We start from the raw sequence: 21852 nt of genomic DNA, 5'->3' as shown, positions 1-21852 counted from the left end.
ACCTTTGGTAATTTGTTCTTGACAGAAACTACTATTTATTATAGAAAGTTACAACTAAATAAATGTGCAAGCTGCTATTTGTTTATTTGATGATTCGGCGAGAAGTTTTATTAAGTCCTAATACTAATTTATATTGTCTTTTAAAGTGAATTAGTCTATTTAATGCAGTAAAGTTCTTTAGGAGGGGTGGCCGAGTGGTCAATGGCAGCAGACTGTAAATCTGCCCGCGTAAGCGTTCGAAGGTTCGAATCCTTCTCCCTCCACCACTTGAATGGTTCAGGGAAGCATATCATTTTATATTATAAATTATATTTAAAAATAAAATATAATCGTGTATAATTGTAAGTCTGAATAAAATTGTTGTTAGTTGCGGGTGTAGCTCAATGGTAGAGTTCCAGCCTTCCAAGCTGGCTGTGTGGGTTCGATTCCCATCACCCGCTCCATTAAATATAGTGGTGACAAATAAATTTAGCAAAAAACGCACTTTAAATTAACTTGTATTAAACTTAAAAAATTGTAAAAGAGTAAAAATATGGCAAAAGCAAAGTTTGAAAGAACCAAACCGCATGTTAATATCGGTACTATCGGTCACGTGGATCATGGGAAAACTTCTTTGACAGCAGCAATAACAATGGTGCTTGGAAAAGATAATAAAGATATCAAAGTTAAAAAATATGATGAGATTGATGCCGCTCCTGAAGAAAAGGAAAGAGGTATAACAATATCAACTGCTCACGTAGAATATGAGACTAAGAGTAGGCACTATGCACACGTAGACTGTCCAGGACATGCTGACTATGTAAAGAACATGATCACAGGTGCTGCTCAAATGGACGGTGCAATATTAGTTGTTTCTGCTGCTGATGGTCCAATGCCACAAACTAGAGAACATATATTATTAGCAAAGCAAGTTGGCGTGCCTAAAATGGTAGTGTTCTTAAACAAAGTTGATATGGTTGATGATCCTGACCTACTAGAATTAGTGGAAATGGAAGTAAGAGAATTACTATCAAAATATGATTTTCCTGGTGATGAGATACCAATAATCAGAGGTTCTGCTCTTCAAGCTTTAGAAGGAAAGCCTGAAGGTGAAAAAGCTATCCATGAATTAATGGATGTAGTAGATAGTTATATACCACAACCTACTAGAGAAACTGAAAAGGATTTCTTAATGCCTATCGAGGATGTGTTCTCTATTTCAGGAAGAGGAACAGTTGTAACAGGTAGAATTGAAGCTGGTAAAATTAAAGTTGGTGAAGCTGTTGAAATAGTTGGAATAAAAGCAACTCAAACTTCTACATGTACCGGTGTTGAGATGTTTAAAAAACTTCTTGATAGCGGTGAAGCTGGTGATAATGTTGGTATATTATTACGCGGTATAGATAGAGAAGCTGTGCAAAGAGGGCAAGTCCTTGCAAAACCTGGTAGTATAAAACCTCATAGTAAATTCAAAGCTGAAGTATATGTGCTTAGCAAAGAAGAAGGTGGTCGTCATACTCCATTTACCAATAACTATCGTCCACAATTCTATTTCAGAACAACAGACGTTACAGGTACAATAGAACTACCGGCTGATAAACAAATGGTTATGCCTGGTGATAATGCTACCTTTACAGTTGAATTAATTGTTCCTATTGCTATGCAGGAAGGTCTAAAATTCTCTATTCGTGAAGGTGGTAGAACAGTAGGTGCTGGTGTAGTAACTGAAATAATTAACTAAATATTTTATAAATACCTATTATTTTTTTAATAATAGGTATTTATATTTTAAGATGTAAAAAAACATCTTGCTGTTTATAATTAAGGTTTGTTAAATGAAAAATAAAATCAAAATTCGTTTAAAGTCATTTGATCATCGTAGTCTTGATCAGGCTACTAAAGAGATAGTTAGTGCTGTTAAAAGGACATTTGCTAATATTAGTGGTCCTATTCCTTTACCTAGAAAAATTCAAAGATTTACTGTAAATAGATCTCCCCACGTGCATATAAAATCAAGGGAGCAATACGAAATTAGAACACAAAAAAGATTATTGGTTATAGATGATCCAAATCCAGCAGTTGTTGACGCTTTAAGTAAAGTTGATTTAGCAGCAGGGGTTGATGTAGTAATTGAATTAGAGAGTGGGGAGTAATGAGAACCGGAATAATTGCTCAAAAAGTTGGGATGACTAGTGTTTTTAATAATAATGGGAAGAGAGTTCCATTAACACTAGTGAAAGTTGATGATTGTCAAGTAGTAGGACATAAAATTGCTGAAAAACATGGTTATAATGCTTTAGTTATAGGGATAAAAGATAAAAAAATATCTAGAGTAACTAAGCCTATGAAACAAGTTTTTGCTAATGCTAAAGTGTCTCCTAAAACTAAATTAAAAGAATTTAGAATCTCTGAAGATAACTTTATTGATATAGCAGCAAGTTTAGAAGTAGATCATTTTACAGCAGGACAATTTATAGATGTAACAGCTACTACTATAGGTAAAGGATTTGCTGGTAGTATGAAGAGACATAATTTTAGAGGGCTTGAAGCTTCTCACGGTGTTTCAATATCACATCGTTCACATGGTTCTACTGGTCAAAGACAAGATCCAGGAAAAGTCTTTAAAGGTAAAAAAATGGCTGGACATATGGGGTGTAGTCAAGTTACTATCCAAAATTTAAAAATATTTGCAATCGATAAAGAGCAAGGGCTTATTATGATTCAGGGAAGTATACCAGGACATAAAGGTTCATATATTTCAATAAAAGATGCAATAAAAAAGATTTCAATAACTGCATAAAAAATAATTATTTATATAAAAGATTTTATATAAGACTGTATAGGTTGAATAGAAATGAAAACTAAAATATTAAATCTTGCTAATGAAGAAATCGGTGAGATTAGTTTAAACGAAGATATATTTGCTGTAGAGTTTATTAGGGATGATATAATAAAGCAAGTTGTTGATTGGCAACGAGCTAAAGCAATGGCTGGTACACATAAAACTAAAACTGTATCAGAAGTCTCAGGTACTACAAAGAAGCCTTTTAAGCAAAAAGGTACAGGGAATGCAAGACAAGGTTCTTTAAGATCTGTACAGATGCGTGGTGGTGGTGTAATTCATGGTCCTGTAGTACGTAGCCATGCAACTAAATTACCTAAAAAAGTACGAAAACTTGGTTTAATCCATGCTTTATCCGAAAAATTTTCTGAAGGAAAATTACTAGTCATAGATTCTTTAAAATTAGAAACTCCTAAAACCTCTAATCTGGTTAATATATTAAATAAGTTTCAAGGTAAAAGCTTCTTTGTAATAGATGGCAATGAAGTGGATGTTAATTTTTCTTTAGCAGCACAAAATATTTATAATACAGTAGTTGTTCCGCAAATAGGTGCAAATGTCTATGACATAATAAGACATGAATATGTATTATTATCACAAGAAGCAGTGAATGTTTTAGAAGAGAGGTTAAAATGAGTTCTTATAAATATTACGATTTAATTAGAAGACCTATTATTACAGAAAAAACTACCCTTCTTTCAGAACAAAATAAATACACTTTTTATGTAGATAAACTTGCTGAGAAACTTGCTGTTAAAAAAGCCATAGAAGAAATATTTAAAGTAAAAGTAAAAAAAGTAAATATCTTAAATGTCAAAGGTAAGAAAAAGAGGTTTAAGGGAGTTATCGGACATCAAGTTGATAGAAAAAAAGCTGTGGTAACATTAGAAAAAGATCATAATATTGATTTTGCAGGAGGAATTAAATAAATGGCTTTAAAAAGTTTTAATCCAATTACCCCTTCTTTGAGAGAGTTAGTTCAAGTTGATAGAACTAGTTTATGGAAAGGTAGACCTTTTAAGGCTCTAACTAAAGGGATATCTAAAACAGGTGGAAGAAATAATCAGGGTAGAATCACTTCTTGGCAAAGAGGTGGAGGTCATAAAAGACTATATCGTGTTATTGACTTTAAGAGAAATAAATTAGATATTTCTGCTATAGTTGAAAGAATAGAATATGATCCTAATAGAACCGCTTTTATTGCTTTAATTAAGTATGAAGATGGCGAGTATGCTTATATTTTAGCTTCACAAAAATTAGTGGTAGGGGATAAGATAATATCAAGCAAAGATGCAGATATAAAAATTGGCAACTGTTTACCTTTAAGATATATCCCTATAGGTACTACTTTACATAATGTTGAAATGAAAGTTGGTAAAGGTGGTCAAATTGCAAGATCAGCCGGTACGTCGGTAGATTTAGTGGGTAAAGATTCAGGATATGCACAAATTAAATTAAAGTCAGGTGAATTTAGATTAGTACCTTTAGATTGTATGGCTACGATAGGTATAGTATCTAATCCTGATCAAAAAAATATTAACTTAGGTAAAGCTGGTAGAAATAGATGGCTTGGTTGGAGACCTCATGTAAGAGGTGTGGCAATGAATCCTGTAGATCACCCGCATGGTGGTGGTGAGGGTAAAACCTCTGGTGGGCGTCATCCAGTTACTCCTTGGGGATTCCCGACGAAAGGTAAAAAGACGCGTAAAAATAAGCGTACTTCTAAGTTTATTATAAAGAAAAGAAAATAAATTTTTAAATTAATTAGGTATTAATTATGGCACGTTCGGTGTGGAAAGGGCCTTTCGTAGATGGTTATTTAATAAAAAAAGTTCAAAAATTAATGGAATCTGGTAAGTCAGAAATGATTAAAACCTGGTCTAGAAGATCAACCATTTTGCCTATTTTTGTTGGTTTTACGTTTTCTGTTCACAATGGAAATAAATTTATTCCAGTTTTTGTAAATGAAGAAATGGTTGGTAGAAAACTAGGGGAATTTTCTCCTACTAGAACATTTCATGGACATGGAGCAGATAAAAAAGTTAAAAGAAAATAAAATCATATGGTACAGGAAAACAAAAATTTTGCCACGGCAAAAGCTAAATCAATTAGAGTTAGTCCAAGGAAATTAAACTTAGTTGCAGCTTTCATTAGAAACATGAAAGTTTCTGAAGCATTAGTGCAATTAACTTTTTCGCGAAAAAGAATTTCAAAAGTTGTAAAAGCTTGCCTGCAATCTGCTGTAGCAAATGCTGAAAATAATCTAGGTTTAGATATAGATAGATTAGTTATAACTAACGCAACAGTAGGCAAGGCTTTAGTAATGAAAAGAGTTATGCCAAGAGCAAAAGGAAGAGCTACTAGAATAAATAAGTTTTTTAGTAATCTTTATATAACTGTTACAGAAAAAGAGGATAATTAAGATGGGGCAGAAAGTTTGTGCACATGGTTTTAGGGTTGGACCGACTTTAATTAAAGGTTGGGATTCTGTATTTTATGCAGAAAAGCAGTATAAAACTCTTTTTATACAAGATTTAAAGATTAGAGAATTAGTTAATAAAAGTTTTACTCAAGCTCAAGTTAGCAGAATTTTAATTGAACGTCCTTCTAACAAAAGTATTATTATCAATATTAATGCAAAAAAACCGAATATAATTATCGGTAAAAACGGTAGTGAAATTGATAAGTTAAAAAAAGCGATTGAAAAAATGACTTCTTTAACTGAAGTTTATATAAATATTCATGAAGTTAGAAAGTTTAATATAGATGCGGCTATAGTAGCTCAGACAATAGCATCGCAGCTTGAAAAAAGAGTATCCTTTAGAAAAGCAATGAAGACAGCAATTCAAGCTTCATTTAAACAAGGTGGACAAGGTATAAGAGTTAGTTGCTCAGGACGTCTTGGTGGAGCTGAGATTGCTAGAACAGAATGGTATATAGAAGGGAGAATGCCGTTGCATACTTTAAGAGCCGATATTGATTATTCGACTGCAGAAGCTATAACTACTTATGGGGTTATAGGAGTTAAAGTTTGGATTTATAAAGGCGAATATACCGAAAATAAAAGATATAATTAATTTTTAAGTATTAAAATGTTAGCTCCAAAAAAACAAAAATTTAGAAAAGCTCATAAAGGTAGAGTTGTTTCAAAATCAAAAGCAGGTACGACGCTTGCCTTTGGATCATTTGGTTTAAAATCTATAGATGGTTGGCGTGTTACTGCTAGACAAATAGAAGCAGGAAGAAAAGCGGCTACTAGATGTATGAAACGTCAAGGAAGATTATGGATACGAATCTTTCCTGATCTTCCGGTTTCTAAGAAGCCTGCTGAAGTAAGAATGGGTAAAGGTAAAGGAAATCCTGAATTTTTTGCAGTAAGGGTATCACCTGGAAGAATTATGTTTGAAATTGAAGGGGTTGAGGAAGATGTTGCAGTTAAAGCTTTAGAGCTTGCAAGTGCAAAATTACCTGTTAGAACAAGGATAGTGAGGCGTTATGAATGATTTAAAATCATTAAAGAGTGAGTTGACAAGTAAAACAATTGAAGAGCTTTTTAAGCATCTTAATCTTTTAAAAAAAGAACTATTTAATTTAAGGTTTCAGCAAACTCTGGGCGAATTAAAAAATACTACTAGGTTTTCATTAGTTAAAAAGTCTATAGCACGTATTAAAACTGAATTAACAAAAAGATCTAGTAGTGGAGAGTAATTAAAATGCCTAAAAGAGTCCTACAAGGGGTAGTTATAAGTTCAAAAACTGATAAAACAGTTATAGTAAAAGTAGAAAGAAGATTTAAACATCCTGTTTATAAAAAATTTATAAAAGTATCTAAAAAATACGCAGCTCATGATCCAAATAATAAGTTTCAAGAAGGCGATAAAGTTAATATAATTGAAAGTCGTCCTATTTCAAAAACTAAAACATGGGTAGTAATAAATGAAGAGTAAAGGTTTTATCCTTTGACTTTAATGAGAAAATTGTTTATTTTGTCTTTCGTGAATAAAATTGGAAGTGATATATGATTCAAATGCAAAGCATTTTGGAAGTGGCAGATAATTCCGGTGCCAAAAAAGTTATGTGTATTAAAGTTCTAGGTGGCTCCCATCATATGGTAGCAAAGCTAGGTGATGTTATAGTTGTATCTATTAAGGAAGCTATACCTGGTGGTAAAGTTAAAAAAGGTGATGTTTATAAAGGCGTTATTGTCCGTACAAAAACAGGGGTTGTAAGAGCTGACGGTAGTACAATAAAGTTTGATAAGAACGCATTAGTGCTTTTAAACAAACAAGATGAGCCTATAGGTACTAGGGTTTTTGGTCCTGTGACAAGAGAGCTTAGAGCAAAAAAATATGTTAGAATTATGTCGCTCGCAGAGGAAGTGTTATAAATGATAAAATTAAAAGTAAAAAAAGGTGATGAAGTTATTGTTATTACTGGAAAATACAAAGGGAAAAAAGGAAAAATATTAAAGGTTTTTCCTGAGCAAAATAAAATAGTTGTTTCAGGAATAAATTTAGTTAAAAAACATACTAAACCTACCCAAGTAAGTGAAGGCGGCATAATAACTAAAGAATTACCTATAGATATTTCAAATGTTGCACATGTTGATCCTAAAACTGGTAATCCTACTAAGGTAGCTTTTAAATTTTTAGAAGATGGTTCTAAAGTTAGAATAGCAAAAAAATCCGGAGAAATTATTGGTAAGGAAGGCAAATAATGTTAAGATTTAAAGAATTATATCAAAAGGAAATTATTAGCAATTTGCAAAAGGAATTTTCTTATAAAAATAAACATGAAATCCCAGCTATTGAAAAAATTGTCATAAATATGGGTGTAGGTGAAGCAATAGCTGATTCAAAAGTGATTGATAAAGCGGTAAATGATTTAACCTTAATCTCTGGTCAAAAACCTGTTGTAACTCTAGCAAGAAAATCTATTGCAACATTTAAGTTACGTGATGGTATGAAAATAGGTTGTAAAGTTACTTTACGTAAAGATAGAATGTATGATTTCTTAGAAAGGTTAGTAATTGTTGCGTTACCTCGTGTTAAAGAGTTTCGTGGTTTTTCTCACAAAAGTTTTGATGGTAAAGGCAACTTTACTTTTGGATTAAAAGAGCAAATAGTTTTTCCTGAGATTAATTACGATAAAATTGATACTATAAGAGGAATGGATATTACAATCGTTACATCTGCTAAAACAGATAAAGAAGGTAAGTCCTTGTTATCAGGATTCAATTTACCTTTTTATAATTAAGTTTAAGGTATATAATGGCAAAAATAAGTTCTATAAAGAAGAATGAAAAAAGAAAAAAATTATCACAAAGCTTACATAATAAGCGTGAGAAATTAAAAAATAAAATTTACGATAAGAATATTTTATTAGAAGAGCGTTTTTCTTTGGTAATGTCATTAGCACAATTATCTAGAAATTCATCAGCCACTAGAATTAGAAATAGATGTGAGCTTACAGGTAGACCAAGAGGGGTTATAAGAAAATTTGGCATATCAAGAAATAAACTCAGAGAATTAAGTGGTAGGGGTTTAGTTCCAGGGATAATTAAGTCAAGTTGGTAAAAATAATAGGTGAATAAATATGTCAATGACAGATAATGTAGCAGATATGTTAACTAGAATTAGAAATGCTTATAAAAGTAAATTAATAAATGTTTCTTTTCCTAGTTCTAAAATTAAAACTTCAATTTTAGAAGTGCTACAAAAAGAAGGTTATATAAAAAATTATACAAATACTCCAAAAGATAATATTAGCTATACTGAGGTAACCTTAAAATATTCTGCTAATGGTGATGCTTCTATACGTGAGATTCATAGAGTATCAAAGCCAGGTAAAAGAGTGTATTCTGCAATTAAGGACTTAAAAGGATACTATAATAATATGGGAATATATATTCTATCTACTCCTTATGGTGTTATGTCCGATAGAGAAGCTCATATTAAAAATGTTGGTGGTGAAGTAATTTGTAAAGTATTTTAAGGTAAAAAAATGTCACGCGTTGGAAAGTTACCGATTATTATACCTGAAGGTGTAAAAGTCGGGTTAAATGATTTAGAAGTAAAAATATCAGGACCTAAAGGTGAGTTATCAAAAAGCTTTAAAGGTAACATAGGAATTTCATTAGTAGAAAATAAGCTTTTAGTAAAGCCATTATCTTCAAGCAAAAGTGCACGTGCTATGTGGGGTACCGCTAGAAGCATAATATCAAATATGATTACCGGAGTTAAAGAAGGCTTTAAGTTAAAGCTTGAAATTAATGGTGTAGGGTATAGGGCAATGATGAAAGGTAAGTATTTAAATCTGATGCTTGCTAAAAGTCATAATACAAAAATTGAAATACCTTCACATATTAAAGTTGAAGTACCTAAACAAAATATAATTATTCTTGAGGGTACAGATAAAGAAAAGTTAGGTCAATTTGCTTCAATTATTATAAAACAAAGACCACCTGAATCTTATAAAGGAAAAGGAATTAAATTTGAAGATCAATTTATACCACGCAAAGAAGGTAAGAAAAATTAATTTAAGAGTTAAATATGCGTAGTGCTAAGCTAAAATTTGAAAAGAGAAGAAATAGAATAAGACATAAAATAGCTAAAACAGCTAATAGAGCTAGGTTGTCAATATTTAAATCAGGTAGACATATTTATGCACAGATCATTGATGATAATAAATCGGTAACAATTGCTTCTGCTTCAACTTTAGACGAAAAAAATAAAAAAATAAAAAAATCTCATTGTAATGTTGAAAATGCTACAAAAATAGGTGAGTTAATAGCTGAGAAAGCTATATCTTGTGGTGTAGAAGAGGTGGTGTTCGATAGAAGTGGATATAAGTATCATGGTGTTGTAAAGGCTCTTGCTGATGCTGCTAGAAAAAAAATAAGATTTTAGGTTAAGGTTTAAAATATGTCTAAAGTTAGAAAAAACGAAGAAGCTTTAAGTGAAGTTTTAGTTGATGTAAATAGAGTTACAAAAGTAGTAAAAGGTGGTAGAAGATTTGCTTTTTCTGCTTATGTAGTAGTTGGTGATAAAGCTGGAAGAGTTGGAGCAGGTCACGGCAAAGCAAAAGAAGTAAATGAAGCTAGAGAAAAAGCAAAACAAGCTGCTAAAAAGAAGATGATGAAAGTATCTTTATATCAAAATAGAACAATTCATCACGATGTTACAGGCAGAAGTGGAGCAGCTAAAGTGATTTTAAGAAGAGCTAAAGCAGGTACAGGCGTTATAGCAGGGGGATCTATGAGAGCAATTTTTGATTCTTTAGGAGTCCATGATATTGTTGCTAAATCAATAGGGTCAACAAATGTTTATATAATGATAGCTGCAACGTTTGATGCATTAAAAAAACTTTCGTCCCCAAGATCTATTGCGGCAAGAAGAGATAAAAAAATGAATGAAATTTTTATAAAATCTTCTGATGTCCAAGTTAATGAATAATATTTTAAGGTAAGATGTATACGCTATGAATAATAAAAATTTAATTAATGATGTAAAAGTTACTCAAGTTAAAAGCAGTATAGGTCGTAAATATGATCAAAAATTAACATTAATTGGACTTGGTTTAAATAAAATTAATAAATCTGTTGTTCTTAAAAATACTGATTCAGTTCAAGGTATGCTCAAAAAAGTAGAGCATTTATTAAAAATAGAAAATGTGTAATTAGAGTTTTTCAATGAAATTAAATGAATTATATAATAATATAGGTGCTAAAAAAAATAAAAAAAGAGTAGCACGTGGTATTGGTAGTGGAAAAGGAAAAACTGCTGGAAGGGGTGTTAAAGGTCAAAAATCTAGAGCAGGTGTAGCAATAAAAGGTTTTGAAGGTGGTCAAACTCCAATGATTAAGAGGCTACCTAAGAGAGGTTTTAATTGTATCTCATCTATAAAATATAATGTTATTAATATTTATAATATTGAAGCAGCACTAGCAGAAGAGCGTTTAAATGCTAATGATGTTATTACTAAGGAAAAATTAATAGAAATTGGTTTAATTAATAAAAGTAATAAAAAGTTAGTAAAATTGTTATCTATTTGCAGTGATGATTTCAATTATCCTTTATCGTTTAAATTGGATTCTTATTCTTCTAAAGCTAAAGAAATAGTTGAAAAAGCAGGCGGAAAATTATTATAATTTATGAACCAAAATTTCTCTAGAAAATCTAGCAATGATTTAATTAATCGTATTATTTTTACTATTTTTGTTCTTATAATATGCAGATTTGGTTCATTTATACCTATTGCAGGTATAGATGCTATTGCCTTAGCTAGTATTGCTGAAAAAAATCAGTCAGGAATACTTGGTATGTTTAATATGCTATCAGGTGGCTCACTAGGCAGAATGTCCATTTTTGCTTTAGCGATTATGCCATATATAACAGCATCGATAATTATCCAGCTAATGTCTGTAGCATATAAGCTTTTAGAAAATTTGAAAAAAGAAGGAGAAGCTGGTAAAAGAAAAATAAATCAATTATCTAGATATTTAACAGTCTTGCTTGCTTCGCTTCAAGCTTATGGTGTTGCAGTAAGTTTAGAGTCAATTGTAACAAATACTGGACCTGTAGTAATTATACCGGGGCTTTTCTTTAAAGTTACAACGGTAATTACTTTAGTGGTAGGTACGATGCTGCTAATGTGGTTAGGTGAACAGATTACACAACGCGGGATAGGTAATGGTATTTCTTTAATTATATTTATAGGTATAATTTCTGGTGTACCTAGTGCTATTATTAGTATGTTTGAACTATCAAGAAAAGGTGCACTATCGCCTTTAGTTGCAATTGCTGTTTGTGTAGGAGTAGTTGCATTAATATCTATAATAATTTTCTTTGAGAAAGCACAAAGAAAATTATTAGTTCAGTATCCTAAAAGGCAAGTAGGAAATAAAATTTACGGTGGTGATTCAACATATATGCCACTTAAGTTAAATACTTCTGGGGTAATTCCTCCGATATTTGCTAGTTCAATTTTGTTATTTCCGGCTACGCTGGCTAATTTTTCAAGTAGTAATTCTGAAATAATGAATATGCTTACTTATTATTTGGGTCATGGGAAACCTATATATATATTATTGTATGTAGCATTGATAATGTTTTTTAGCTTTTTTTATACTGCAATAGTATTTAATTCTGAAGAAACCGCTAATAATTTAAGAAAATATGGTGCTTATATTCCTGGTAAAAGACCGGGGAAAAATACATCTGAATATTTTGATTATATACTTACTAGGCTTACGGTTGTAGGTGGTATATATCTAAGTATAATATGTATAATACCTGAATTATTAATGAATAAATATGTTATTTCTCTTTCTCTAGGTGGTACAAGTTTTTTAATTGTAGTAAATGTAGTACTTGATACGTTGACTCAAATTCAAACTTACTTATTTAGTAGTAAATATGAAAGTTTAATGAAAAAAGTAAAGTTAAAAAATTAAAAATGAGTTAGAAGTGATAATAATTTTTTTAGGTCCTCCCGGTGCTGGAAAAGGAACTCAAGGAAAAAAAATAGCTGAAAAAATTCATTTACCACATATAGTAATTGGCGATATATTTAGAGCAATTATCAAAACATCAAGTAAGGATGCTGAGGTAATTAATAGTTATGTTGAGCAAGGAAAGCTTATTCCTGATGAAATAGTTAATCAGATAATTAAAAACTTTTTATCATCTTCTGATTACAAAAAAGGTTATATATTAGATGGATATCCGCGTAATTTAGAACAAGCTAAGTTTTTTGAATCATTCGTTAAAGAAAAATTAAAAGTAATATATTTAAATGTTTCAGATGAATTACTAATTAAAAGAATTTTAGGCAGATATAGTTGTAAAAATTGCGGAAAAATATATAATGATTATTTTCTAAAGCCTAAAATTGATAAAATATGTGATGTTTGTAAATCAAACGTATTTGAATATAGAAAAGACGATAATGAAGAAGTAATAAAAGAAAGAATTAATATATTTAAAACTGAAACTTATCCATTAATACAGCATTATAAAAACAATGATAATTTTTATATGATTGATGGAAATAAAAATGAACAGCAAATAGAAGATCATATAGAGAAAGTACTAAAAATAAATTGACTTTAGTAAAGATTTTTATATTATTTTCTAGTTACCAGTAACATTGTGGAGAATATTTGTGGCAAGAATTGCGAGTGTTAACATTCCCGATAATAAACGTTTAGTAGTAAGCTTGACTTATATTTATGGTCTTGGGACTACTATGGCAAAAACAATTTGTAAAAAAGCAAAAATATTAGAAGATAAAAAAGTTAAAGATCTTACTGATCAAGAACTAATAAGCTTACGTAATATTATCGAAAATGAATATAAAGTTGAAGGTGATTTAAGAAGAGAAGTAACGCTTAATATTAAAAAGAAGAAAGATATTAGAAGTTATCAAGGGCTTAGACATATACGTAAGCTACCTGTAAGAGGTCAGAATACTCATTCTAATGCTAGAACTAGAAAAGGTAAAGCTGTTGCAATAGCCGGAAAGAAAAAAGCTGTAAAATAATAGTTAAAGTAGAGTATAAACATAATGAATCAGACGGTTAAAGCTAAAAAAAAGAAAAAAACTATCACACTAGGTGTTGTACATATTAGGGCATCGTTTAATAATACTATTGTAACATTTACTGATGTTCAGGGTAATGCGATATCTTCTGCATCAGCTGGAGCTAATGGGTTTAAAGGATCAAAAAAAGCTACCCCTTATGCAGCTCAGATAACAATTGATAAAGCAGCTGAAAAAGCAAAAGAATACGGTCTGAAAACTATTTCTATTAGAATTGGAGGACCTGGTGCTCAGCGTGAATCTGCAATGAGAGCTTTATTTGGGCAAAATTTTGTAGTTACATCAATTTTAGATGTATCATCAATTGCTCATAATGGAGTAAAAGCACCAAAAAGAAGAAGAGTATAAGAAGCATAGGTATTAAATGTTATCGTTAAGTAAAAACTGGAATGCTTTAATAAAAACAGATAAAGTATCTTATGAGAGCTTCCCTGAGACCAATAATAAATCTAAGATTATAGTTGAGCCTTTAGAAAGAGGATTTGGTTTAACTTTAGGTAATGCTATGAGAAGAGTTTTACTTTCTTCTCTACAAGGAGCAGCGGTTACCTCTATAAAAATTCCTGGAATAGAGCATGAATTTTCTTCTATACCAGGTGTAAAAGAGGACATCTCAGAGATAATTCTGAATGTTAAAGGCATAGAAATCAAAATGCACGTTGCAGAAAAACGTGTTATAAAATTAAAAGCAACAGGACCTGGGGTTGTAACAGCTGGTATGATTGAAGCTGGACATGATGTAGAAATATTAAATCCTGATCATGTAATTTGTAATTTAGCTAAGAATAAACAATTTGAAATGGAATTAACTTGCAAAATTGGCAAGGGATATACACTTAGTACAAATAATAATGAAGATAATAATTTACCAATTGGTGAAATAGCTATAGATGCTTTATTTAATCCTGTAAAAAGCGTTACTTATAAAGTAGAAAATACAAGGATAGGTCAGGTCACTGACTATGATAAGTTAATTATGGTTGTTGAAACTAATGGTGATATATTACCTGAAATGGCGGTAGGCTTAGCTGCTCGTATTTTGCAAGAACAGCTTCAATTATTTATTTCTTTTGAAGAACAAGAAGAAGATAAACAAGTTAAAACAGATGCATTACCATTTTCTCCTTATTTACTTAAACGAGTTGATGAATTGGAATTATCAGTTAGATCAGCAAATTGTTTAAAAAATGATAATATAATTTATATAGGTGATTTGGTAAAAAGAACTGAAGCTGATATGCTAAGAACTCCAAATTTTGGTAGAAAGTCCTTAAATGAGATTAAGGAAATACTTGCAAAATTTGGTTTGAGATTTGGTATGGATGTGCCAGATTGGCCACCAGAAAATATACATGAATTATCTAAACGTTACGAAGATTCTTATAATTAAGGACAATAGAGATGCGACATAAAATTAAAGGTAGAAAATTAAATGTAACAAGTAGTCATAGGAAAGCAATGCTTGCTAATATGGCAGTATCACTTGTTACTCATGAGCAAATAAAAACTACTTTGCCAAAAGCTAAAGAATTAAGACCTTATATCGAAGTTTTAGTTACTAAAGCTAAGGATAATAACTTAGCAGCAAGAAGAAATATTCTATCAAAAATAAAAGATAAAAAAGCAATTGAAAAGCTTATAAATGTTTTAGGTGCTAGATACAAAGATAGACCAGGTGGATATACTAGAATAGTAAAAGCCGGATTTCGCTATGGTGATTTAGCTCCAATCGCATATATTGAATTTGTAGATAGAGATATTAATGCTAAAGGAAATATACCTCAAGATAATAGCAAAGAAGATGTTAAAAGTAATAAAGGGACTAAATAATGGCTAATCATTCTTCAGCAAAGAAAGCTGCAAGACAAACAGTAAAAAAAACTTTAGTTAATAAAAGAAGAGCTAGTGCAATAAAAACTTTTGTGAAAAAAGTTTTACATGAAATTAACCAAGGTAATAAAGAAAAAGCTAATTCAGCTTTAGTAATTGCACAATCTAAGATAATGCAAGGTGTGAAAAAAAATATAATTAAGTTAAATACTGCATCAAGAAAAATCAGTAAATTATCAAAAAAAATAAAAACTATGAACTAATTTAAATCATAAAAATAATTATATTATTTATAATTATATTATTTTTTAATTCTAGTTTTTATTTAATAAATTTATTCTTCATTGTATTTTATCTAATTAACTTTAAGTTAATAATATAGGGCGATTAGCTCAGTTGGTAGAGCATCTCGTTTACACCGAGAGGGTCGGCAGTTCGAGTCTGTCATTGCCCACCATATTATAATCAGCTTTTTAACTCATCCTTATCTTATATATATTTTTATATGTTAGCTTTATGCTGGTTTTCCCTTAATAAAATGGAAAAACTATGAATAAAATAGTTACTCCTTTTTCTTTGTAAACGTCTTCTAATGATACAATTTTTTACGATATAGTAGGGAATTTTATACTACCTGAATGGAAAAATTTTAAGTAAAACCGCAAGGTGAATTTTATCATTTGTGGTTTCACGAATGTGAAAATGCAAGGACTAAGTAGAACAAAACCTATAAATTTTCTGCCCAAATTTCATTGGGGGTTTTATAACCAAAAATCTTTCTTGGCATGTTATTTAAAATCTCAGCAACATTGTCAAGACCTCTTTGTGTAACGGTAGTAATATCTGTATTTTTAGGTAAAATTCTATGAATCATAGAATTCATTTTTTCCACTAATGCTTTTTGTCTAGGGCGGTATGGATCACAAAAGAAAGTTTGAAACCCAGATAGTCTATAGGCAACATGCCCCACAAACTCTTTGTCATTATCCATAGTAATAGTCTTTCTCACACTATTTGGAAGAGTTTTTATCTTTCTTAAAAAACCATTGGTAACTGTTGTAGCTCTCTTGGAGTTATTCAGCACTAAAATAATCTTTTGACTCCAAAACTTACGCTATGAGTAAAAAAGTGATAAATTATTGTAAAAATAATTAAACATGTCAAAGAGGATAAAGTTGCAAGCAATACCAATTAATAGGACAAATTATTGTCAATTTTTAATAGTTAGCCAAAAGAATTATAGTTTAACCTACTACGCTGAACATGCAAAGAAATGTAGTCATGATGTTATTAATAGATTTTTAAGGAATGAAAAATATACACCTTCTTTGTTATGGGAACACATCAAGAATGATGTTATTTTTTCATCTAATGGATATACAATATTTGATGATACGGTTTTAAATAAAAGGAATACGAAGCAAATAGAAATTGCAAGATCGCAGTACAGTGGAGCTATAGGTAGAGTTACTAAAGGTATAGGAGTAGTGAGTCTGGTATATTATAACCCTGATATTAATAAGTTTTGGGTAATAGATTATCGAATTTTTGCACCTGATCATGATGGAGCAACAAAACTAGAACACCTATTAAACATGTTAAATAATGCTGTTTATAGCAAGAAGATTCCTTTTCAAACAGTACTTTTTGACACATGGTATTCTACACACAAAATTATGCAACATGTTGACTCTCTGGGGAAATATTATTATGCCCCTATTAAAGCCAATAGAAACGTTAGTAAAACACACGATTCTAAACCTTATAAAGCTGTAAAAGAGTTGACATTTTCAGATGAAGAGATCAGGCATGGAGTAGAGATTCATATAAAAGGCTTTGCTAAAAATAAGCATGTTAATTTGTTTAAATTTACTGTTTCTACCAACAGAGTTGAGTATGTTGTTACCAATAACAAAACTCACAAATCTTCTAAAGCTGCACAAGATGAGTGTGGCTTTCGATGGGTAATTGAGAGCATGCACAGAGAAATTAAGCAACTTACTGGGATAGAACGTTGTCAATGCAGGAAACAGCGTATTCAACGTAATCATATTAGTTGGGCATTTTTAGTTTGGGCATTTCTCAAAAGGACTGCAAATACAATCGGTAAAACGGTTTACCAAATAAAGTTAGGGCTTTTAGATGACTATATGCAACAACAGCTGCGTTCTCCATCTTTACGATATTTAGAAACCAAACATAGCGTAAGTTTTGACTCTTTTTATCCACCAGTGCACCAATATTCATACTTTGATTACCTTTATGAAATGTAAGATCTGCCTCAAAATTCCCTACTTCTACCTTTTTCGTAGCTATTGCATCACGCTGATGTATTGAGATCCTTTGTGGTATAATGATCCTTTGACGCCTCTTCCCTCTTTCTTGCCTTTTATATCTTTTAGAAGGTAAATAGCTATATAACTTTAATTTAGCTGCTACTGCAGAAGTGTAAACAAATCTATATATACTTTCTGTACTGATACACAAAGCTGTATTTTTGTCTAGTTTTAACTTTCCGGCTATAGCATCCGGCGACCATTTCTTGCGAATCATAGCATTTTTAATATAATCTAACAACATAGGGTTCTTTTCTATTTTTAATAACTCTTGCTGATACATCCTGTTTTCATATTTTTCCTGAGCAACACAAGGCATATACTTATCTTTTACCTTATTTCTTTTTAGCTCCATACTAATAGTGCTTTTAGACCTCGTAAGATGTTGTGCTATCTTATTAATACTGACTCCTAGGTCATACATTCTTTTTATCTCATATCTCTCTTCTCGAGATAAGTGTCTATATTTTCTGTTCATCATTACCTATTTAAAATCTTATTATTTTAAATAGGTTCTGTTCTACTTACTTATAGTATTTTCAATATATAAGTTTTAATGTCATTGTAAGTGAGCTTAAAACTTAAGTAGAGTGTAGAAATCTCATAAAGCAAACTCCTGAGATTGTACACGTACAAAACTTACAGTTTCTACGGCATTGTTGCGGGGATCCAACATAAAGCAAGACAAAGCGAGCTTTTAGTTTTAAAAACTATTGTATTGTACTTTTTAATTACTGGATCCCGTGGACAAGCCTATAGTATAGCTTAATGCGATAAGATAGTGATTTTTTAAGAGCATAGTAAACAGCATCAAAAAAGTGCTCAAAATTAGAAATAGTTTTTCTTATTTCATTCTTGATTTTAAACCAGTAATGCTCAATAGGATTTAAGTCAGGAGAGTAAGTTGGTAAAAATAAAATACTGCAACCAACAGATTCAATTAACGTTTTCACTTTTGTACTTTTATGAAAATTAATATTATCCATTACTACTATCTGACCAGCCTTTAATTCCTTGATCAATATCTCTTGTACATAAGTTTCAAAAATGTCCTTATTACATGTCCCATCAAATATTATTGGGGCAATAATATCTTTGACACACAGCCCAGCAATCATACTAATCCGTGATTTATGTTGATAGACCTTTTCACCATAACATCTTTGACCGATAATGCTCCACCCGTGTTCTCTACAGCTATTATCTTCTATCCCAGACTCATCGATAAATACTAAATCTTGTTTATCTATAGTTTTTAGTTTCAATATAAACTCATTCCTTAGACCAATATCCCTTTTGGGATGAAGAAAAGTTTTTTTTATAACTATAACCTAATTTATTAAGCAATCTTGATATCGTACTTGCAGATACTTTTTGACTCCAGTTATTACTAGCTCCATGGTGGTTTTATCAAAATTTAATTCTATAAATTTTTTAAATCCCTCTATGTCTCTTATTATTCTACGATATCCTGTATGATAACCACTTTTTGCTTTGACATCCCCAGTTTGTTTCTTTAATTTTTTCCACTCTATTATAGTCTTCCTACTAATAGAGTATATCTCTGAAGTCTCTTTTATTGTTTTACCATCTGTTAAACTTTTTATTACTCGTATTCTTAAATCGTATGAATATGCCTTTGCCATAAGTTTTTCATTTAGTATAATCCAACTCATACTATAAGTCACTACCTTATCGCATTAAGCTATACCGGACAGTTTTTATTCTATGTCATTCCCGCTTTAAGGCTTGCTTGCGTAGATCGAGAGTCGTCTGAACTACGCGAATGAAATGAGCGTGGCAATCCAGAAAAAATAATAAAAAATGCTATAAATTAGCATTTTTTAACTGGATTACTTCGTCAATTACTTCGTAATTTCCTCGCAATGACGGAAAAACTGATTCACGCAACAATGCCTACTCGCAATAACGTTTTATAGCATCAAAAAATTCAATGCGTAAAGATATCAATTTCATCCCAGCCAACTAAGTCTAAATTGGCTCTGGTTGGTAGAAATTTAAAGATATCTTGAGCAAGCTTAAATCTATTTTCTTTAACTAACATTTCTATTAAATGCTCTCTTAGCCTATGCAAATAAAGCACATCTTTAGCAGCATATTCTTGTTGGTCAGAAGATAGATTATCAGCACCCCAATAAGAAGATTGTTGTTGTTTGGAAATATTTACTCCTAACAATTCTCTACATATATCCTTAAGCCCATGGCTTTCAGTATAAGTTCTAACTAGCTTTGAAGATATTTTAGTACAAAAGATATTCTCTAAATCGATACCCAAATATTTTTTTATCGCTGCTAAATCAAATCTTGCAAAATGAAATATCTTGCAACGTTCTTTATCACTTAATAAATTTTTTAGGTTAGGAGCATTATAGTTTTGATCTAGAAAATGCACAAGGTGAGCATCACCATTTCCGTTACTAAACTGTAATAGACAAAGTTTATCTCTATGCAAATTTAATCCCATCGTTTCGGTATCTATTGCTAAATCACCTTCTAGATTAAAATCATCTGGTAAATCATTTTGGTAAAGTGTAATAGTCATAATATATTCTTTGGTTAAATTTTAGGTTTTGTGACAGAGCCTATGGTTTGCTATTGGTATTGAATACTTGTTCGTTTGGAGCTGCTATACCTAAAACTTTGCGTGCTTGCTCATCTAGCATATCTTTATCTAATGATTCGGTTCTAAGTAGTTTAACGTTATGTTCAAGCTCTACTCGTTCAGCTCGTAATAATTTCAATTCATCATAGGCTTTTTCAAGCTGTCTATTTACTTTTAAATATGCAATAACTCCTTTATTGCCGTAAATACAGTGAAAAACAAAATATCCAAGTAGTAATGCTAGAAAGATATTTAAAATTATTTTTTTCGTATGATTATTAGAAATTATTAAATTAAGAATACTCATAAATATAATCTATTTATAATAAACAATACTGGAATAGTTAAAATTATACTGTCAAATCTATCTAACACTCCCCCATGACCAGGTATAATATCGCCGCTATCCTTAATATTAAACTTTCGTTTAAAATACGAAATAAATAAATCACTTAACTGAGCTATTAAAGCTAGCGTGCAACTAATTATAAACAAATAAATCCTATTTGAGGAATAGTAATTTTCAATGTAAAAACTTGGTATAAAACTAATTAAGATTGCAACTAAGCCTGCAGATAATATTCCTGTAATTAAGCCGCTCCAAGTTTTTTTAGGGCTAATTTTTGGAGCAAGTTTTGCACCACCAAAGGTTTTACCACCAATCATTGCAAATGTATCTACCGACCAAATTATGCAAAAATAAAGCATAATAAGCCAGTTATTTATAGGATTGCTACTTAAGGATATTAACAAGCTTATGGGAATTGGGATAATAATTAACCCTATTATTAGATACATAGTAGAAGAATAGGTCATATCATACCACTCGCTAAGCATACCTATAGCTACTAATATCATTAAAACATAGAATAAAGGTTTAAGCCATAATATGGCTACCACAAACGATGGTACTAATACTATACCGGACAGTATTCTTAAATATAAATTTGATTTTTGTTTATCTTTTGCCAAATGTTCTTTTCCTTTTTGAATAATCATCTATAGCGTTTATTATGTCTTCTTTATTAAAATCAGGCCAATATTTTTGAGAAAAATATAGCTCAGCATAAGCTGCTTGCCAAAGCAAGAAATTACTAATCCGAAAAACACCGCTAGGTCTTATTAATAAATCTACATCCGGCATTTCCGGATCATACAGTGCATTCTGTATATCGCTCTCAAGAATTTCTGTTTTACCACTTGCAATAATTTTAGTGCAAGCATCTGTTATTTCTTGACGACTACCATAGCTAAAAGCTATACAAAGAGTTAATTTGTTATTATCTTTTGTTAATTCTATAGCATTATTTATTTGTTTTTGCAATGAGTCGCTTAATAAATTAAGCCTACCTATTACTTTTATTTTAATGCCGTTTTTATGCAAATTATCTAGCTCTTTTTTTAAATAAATATTTAATAATCTTATTAAAAATGATATTTCTGTAGTTGAGCGTTGCCAGTTTTCGGAAGAGAAAGTATATAGCGTAACGTATGGGATTTTAAGGTTAATAAATTCCGGTAATAATTCATGTACTTTATCAGCTCCGGCTCTATGCCCCTCAGATTTAGGTAAGTTATGCGTAGCTGCCCAGCGTGCATTACCATCCATTATTATTGCTAAATGTTTTATATTAGTCATT

At 30.8% G+C, this 21852-nt stretch carries 35 protein-coding genes, 3 tRNA genes and 2 pseudogenes; 33 read left to right on the top strand and 7 right to left on the bottom strand.

The genetic code is table 11. The features are described from left to right. The first annotated feature begins 180 nt into the window (after window positions 1-180). The 32 genes from AAGD55_RS08265 (at window position 181) to AAGD55_RS08110 (ending at window position 15710) form a co-directional block, all read left to right on the top strand. A tRNA-Tyr gene (locus AAGD55_RS08265) sits at window positions 181-266 on the top strand. A 103-nt stretch (window positions 267-369) separates the two neighbouring features. Beyond that, window positions 370-443: transfer RNA gene (locus tag AAGD55_RS08260), tRNA-Gly, on the top strand. Window positions 444-532: 89 nt separating this feature from the next. Further along, complete coding sequence (gene tuf, locus AAGD55_RS08255; protein WP_341791125.1) at window positions 533-1720, top strand: elongation factor Tu; 1188 nt, start codon at window positions 533-535, stop codon at window positions 1718-1720. 94 nt (window positions 1721-1814) lie between these two features. Next, window positions 1815-2132: a 30S ribosomal protein S10 gene (rpsJ, locus tag AAGD55_RS08250; RefSeq protein WP_341791124.1), complete on the top strand. Its 318-nt coding sequence runs from the start codon at window positions 1815-1817 to the stop codon at window positions 2130-2132. Beyond that, window positions 2132-2779: a 50S ribosomal protein L3 gene (rplC, locus tag AAGD55_RS08245; protein WP_011477721.1), complete on the top strand. Its 648-nt coding sequence runs from the start codon at window positions 2132-2134 to the stop codon at window positions 2777-2779. Before rpsJ ends, rplC begins: the two co-directional genes overlap by 1 nt. Window positions 2780-2833: 54 nt before the next feature. Next, on the top strand, window positions 2834-3457 hold the full coding sequence (gene rplD / locus AAGD55_RS08240) for a 50S ribosomal protein L4 (protein ID WP_011477720.1): 624 nt from the start codon (window positions 2834-2836) through the stop codon (window positions 3455-3457). Beyond that, entirely contained in the window at window positions 3454-3750 is a 297-nt protein-coding gene (gene rplW, locus AAGD55_RS08235) for a 50S ribosomal protein L23 (protein WP_341791123.1), read from the top strand. The genes rplD and rplW overlap by 4 nt, the downstream gene beginning before the upstream one ends. Then, entirely contained in the window at window positions 3751-4572 is an 822-nt protein-coding gene (rplB, locus tag AAGD55_RS08230) for a 50S ribosomal protein L2 (protein WP_341791122.1), read from the top strand. Between the two features lie 26 nt (window positions 4573-4598). Next, window positions 4599-4877: a 30S ribosomal protein S19 gene (gene rpsS / locus AAGD55_RS08225; RefSeq protein WP_341791121.1), complete on the top strand. Its 279-nt coding sequence runs from the start codon at window positions 4599-4601 to the stop codon at window positions 4875-4877. Between the two features lie 6 nt (window positions 4878-4883). Then, entirely contained in the window at window positions 4884-5243 is a 360-nt protein-coding gene (gene rplV, locus AAGD55_RS08220; protein ID WP_341791120.1) for a 50S ribosomal protein L22, read from the top strand. 1 nt (window position 5244) lies between these two features. After that, window positions 5245-5898, top strand: coding sequence for a 30S ribosomal protein S3 (gene rpsC / locus AAGD55_RS08215; protein ID WP_341791119.1), 654 nt, complete (start codon window positions 5245-5247; stop codon window positions 5896-5898). Window positions 5899-5913: 15 nt separating this feature from the next. Next, window positions 5914-6324 (top strand): 50S ribosomal protein L16, encoded by a 411-nt coding sequence (rplP, locus tag AAGD55_RS08210; RefSeq protein ID WP_341788292.1) that lies wholly within the window; start codon window positions 5914-5916, stop codon window positions 6322-6324. Continuing rightward, window positions 6317-6529 (top strand): 50S ribosomal protein L29, encoded by a 213-nt coding sequence (rpmC, locus tag AAGD55_RS08205; RefSeq protein ID WP_341791118.1) that lies wholly within the window; start codon window positions 6317-6319, stop codon window positions 6527-6529. The genes rplP and rpmC overlap by 8 nt, the downstream gene beginning before the upstream one ends. A gap of 5 nt (window positions 6530-6534) precedes the next feature. Next, entirely contained in the window at window positions 6535-6768 is a 234-nt protein-coding gene (gene rpsQ, locus AAGD55_RS08200; RefSeq protein WP_341791117.1) for a 30S ribosomal protein S17, read from the top strand. A 71-nt stretch (window positions 6769-6839) separates the two neighbouring features. Beyond that, window positions 6840-7208 carry a 50S ribosomal protein L14 gene (gene rplN / locus AAGD55_RS08195; RefSeq protein WP_011477711.1) on the top strand — a complete coding sequence of 123 codons (369 nt, stop codon included), beginning with the start codon at window positions 6840-6842 and terminating at the stop codon, window positions 7206-7208. Beyond that, entirely contained in the window at window positions 7209-7538 is a 330-nt protein-coding gene (gene rplX / locus AAGD55_RS08190) for a 50S ribosomal protein L24 (protein WP_045798986.1), read from the top strand. Further along, the gene (gene rplE, locus AAGD55_RS08185) at window positions 7538-8077 is read left to right on the top strand and encodes a 50S ribosomal protein L5 (RefSeq protein ID WP_341791116.1); all 540 of its coding nucleotides are present in this window, start codon (window positions 7538-7540) and stop codon (window positions 8075-8077) included. The genes rplX and rplE overlap by 1 nt, the downstream gene beginning before the upstream one ends. 14 nt (window positions 8078-8091) lie before the next feature. Beyond that, window positions 8092-8397 (top strand): 30S ribosomal protein S14, encoded by a 306-nt coding sequence (gene rpsN, locus AAGD55_RS08180; RefSeq protein ID WP_341791115.1) that lies wholly within the window; start codon window positions 8092-8094, stop codon window positions 8395-8397. A gap of 19 nt (window positions 8398-8416) precedes the next feature. After that, window positions 8417-8815 (top strand): 30S ribosomal protein S8, encoded by a 399-nt coding sequence (rpsH, locus tag AAGD55_RS08175; RefSeq protein WP_341791114.1) that lies wholly within the window; start codon window positions 8417-8419, stop codon window positions 8813-8815. Between the two features lie 9 nt (window positions 8816-8824). Beyond that, window positions 8825-9358, top strand: a complete 534-nt coding sequence (gene rplF / locus AAGD55_RS08170) for a 50S ribosomal protein L6 (RefSeq protein ID WP_341791113.1) — start codon at window positions 8825-8827, stop codon at window positions 9356-9358. Between the two features lie 14 nt (window positions 9359-9372). After that, entirely contained in the window at window positions 9373-9729 is a 357-nt protein-coding gene (gene rplR, locus AAGD55_RS08165) for a 50S ribosomal protein L18 (RefSeq protein WP_341791112.1), read from the top strand. 15 nt (window positions 9730-9744) lie between these two features. Then, window positions 9745-10275 carry a 30S ribosomal protein S5 gene (rpsE, locus tag AAGD55_RS08160; protein WP_341791111.1) on the top strand — a complete coding sequence of 177 codons (531 nt, stop codon included), beginning with the start codon at window positions 9745-9747 and terminating at the stop codon, window positions 10273-10275. A 25-nt stretch (window positions 10276-10300) separates the two neighbouring features. After that, on the top strand, window positions 10301-10498 hold the full coding sequence (gene rpmD / locus AAGD55_RS08155) for a 50S ribosomal protein L30 (RefSeq protein ID WP_011477703.1): 198 nt from the start codon (window positions 10301-10303) through the stop codon (window positions 10496-10498). 13 nt (window positions 10499-10511) lie between these two features. Further along, window positions 10512-10970, top strand: coding sequence for a 50S ribosomal protein L15 (gene rplO / locus AAGD55_RS08150; RefSeq protein ID WP_341791109.1), 459 nt, complete (start codon window positions 10512-10514; stop codon window positions 10968-10970). Window positions 10971-10973: 3 nt separating this feature from the next. Continuing rightward, window positions 10974-12275, top strand: a complete 1302-nt coding sequence (gene secY, locus AAGD55_RS08145; RefSeq protein ID WP_341791108.1) for a preprotein translocase subunit SecY — start codon at window positions 10974-10976, stop codon at window positions 12273-12275. A 13-nt stretch (window positions 12276-12288) separates the two neighbouring features. Then, window positions 12289-12927, top strand: a complete 639-nt coding sequence (locus AAGD55_RS08140; RefSeq protein ID WP_341791107.1) for an adenylate kinase — start codon at window positions 12289-12291, stop codon at window positions 12925-12927. Between the two features lie 58 nt (window positions 12928-12985). Next, entirely contained in the window at window positions 12986-13363 is a 378-nt protein-coding gene (gene rpsM / locus AAGD55_RS08135; RefSeq protein ID WP_011477699.1) for a 30S ribosomal protein S13, read from the top strand. A gap of 24 nt (window positions 13364-13387) precedes the next feature. Further along, window positions 13388-13771: a 30S ribosomal protein S11 gene (rpsK, locus tag AAGD55_RS08130; protein WP_341791106.1), complete on the top strand. Its 384-nt coding sequence runs from the start codon at window positions 13388-13390 to the stop codon at window positions 13769-13771. A gap of 16 nt (window positions 13772-13787) precedes the next feature. After that, window positions 13788-14813 carry a DNA-directed RNA polymerase subunit alpha gene (locus AAGD55_RS08125; protein WP_341791105.1) on the top strand — a complete coding sequence of 342 codons (1026 nt, stop codon included), beginning with the start codon at window positions 13788-13790 and terminating at the stop codon, window positions 14811-14813. Between the two features lie 11 nt (window positions 14814-14824). Further along, a complete protein-coding gene (gene rplQ, locus AAGD55_RS08120) occupies window positions 14825-15253 on the top strand; it encodes a 50S ribosomal protein L17 (protein WP_341791104.1) in 429 nt (142 codons plus the stop codon). Further along, the gene (rpsT, locus tag AAGD55_RS08115; protein ID WP_341791102.1) at window positions 15253-15516 is read left to right on the top strand and encodes a 30S ribosomal protein S20; all 264 of its coding nucleotides are present in this window, start codon (window positions 15253-15255) and stop codon (window positions 15514-15516) included. Before rplQ ends, rpsT begins: the two co-directional genes overlap by 1 nt. 118 nt (window positions 15517-15634) lie before the next feature. After that, window positions 15635-15710, top strand: a tRNA-Val gene (locus AAGD55_RS08110). 270 nt (window positions 15711-15980) lie between these two features. On the opposite strand, the gene AAGD55_RS08105 is transcribed toward AAGD55_RS08110, so the two are convergent. Next, a complete protein-coding gene (locus tag AAGD55_RS08105) occupies window positions 15981-16337 on the bottom strand; it encodes an IS30 family transposase (protein WP_341791101.1) in 357 nt (118 codons plus the stop codon). Between the two features lie 73 nt (window positions 16338-16410). On the opposite strand from AAGD55_RS08105, the pseudogene AAGD55_RS08100 reads away from it, so the two are divergent. Next, window positions 16411-17268: pseudogene (locus AAGD55_RS08100) on the top strand (transposase); the annotation flags it as partial. A gap of 67 nt (window positions 17269-17335) precedes the next feature. On the opposite strand, the gene AAGD55_RS08095 reads toward AAGD55_RS08100, so the two are convergent. The 6 genes and pseudogenes from AAGD55_RS08095 to uppS form a co-directional block, all read right to left on the bottom strand. Then, window positions 17336-18070, bottom strand: a complete 735-nt coding sequence (locus AAGD55_RS08095) for an IS30 family transposase (protein ID WP_341791100.1) — start codon at window positions 18068-18070, stop codon at window positions 17336-17338. A 250-nt stretch (window positions 18071-18320) separates the two neighbouring features. Next, window positions 18321-19235, bottom strand: a pseudogene (locus AAGD55_RS08090) (IS630 family transposase). Between the two features lie 305 nt (window positions 19236-19540). Beyond that, window positions 19541-20152 (bottom strand): ribonuclease D, encoded by a 612-nt coding sequence (locus tag AAGD55_RS08085; RefSeq protein ID WP_341791099.1) that lies wholly within the window; start codon window positions 20150-20152, stop codon window positions 19541-19543. Window positions 20153-20192: 40 nt separating this feature from the next. After that, complete coding sequence (locus AAGD55_RS08080; RefSeq protein WP_341791098.1) at window positions 20193-20519, bottom strand: septum formation initiator family protein; 327 nt, start codon at window positions 20517-20519, stop codon at window positions 20193-20195. Beyond that, a complete protein-coding gene (locus AAGD55_RS08075; RefSeq protein WP_341791097.1) occupies window positions 20516-21211 on the bottom strand; it encodes a phosphatidate cytidylyltransferase in 696 nt (231 codons plus the stop codon). The genes AAGD55_RS08080 and AAGD55_RS08075 overlap by 4 nt, the downstream gene beginning before the upstream one ends. Beyond that, on the bottom strand, window positions 21171-21851 hold the full coding sequence (gene uppS, locus AAGD55_RS08070) for a polyprenyl diphosphate synthase (protein WP_341791096.1): 681 nt from the start codon (window positions 21849-21851) through the stop codon (window positions 21171-21173). Before uppS ends, AAGD55_RS08075 begins: the two co-directional genes overlap by 41 nt. Window position 21852: the final 1 nt, after the last annotated feature.

It is taken from the genome of Rickettsia endosymbiont of Gonocerus acuteangulatus (genome assembly GCF_964026435.1).
Classification (GTDB): Bacteria; Pseudomonadota; Alphaproteobacteria; order Rickettsiales; family Rickettsiaceae; genus Rickettsia.
Note: the sequence above shows the minus strand (reverse complement) of the source record. Positions and strands in the feature narration are given on the sequence as shown.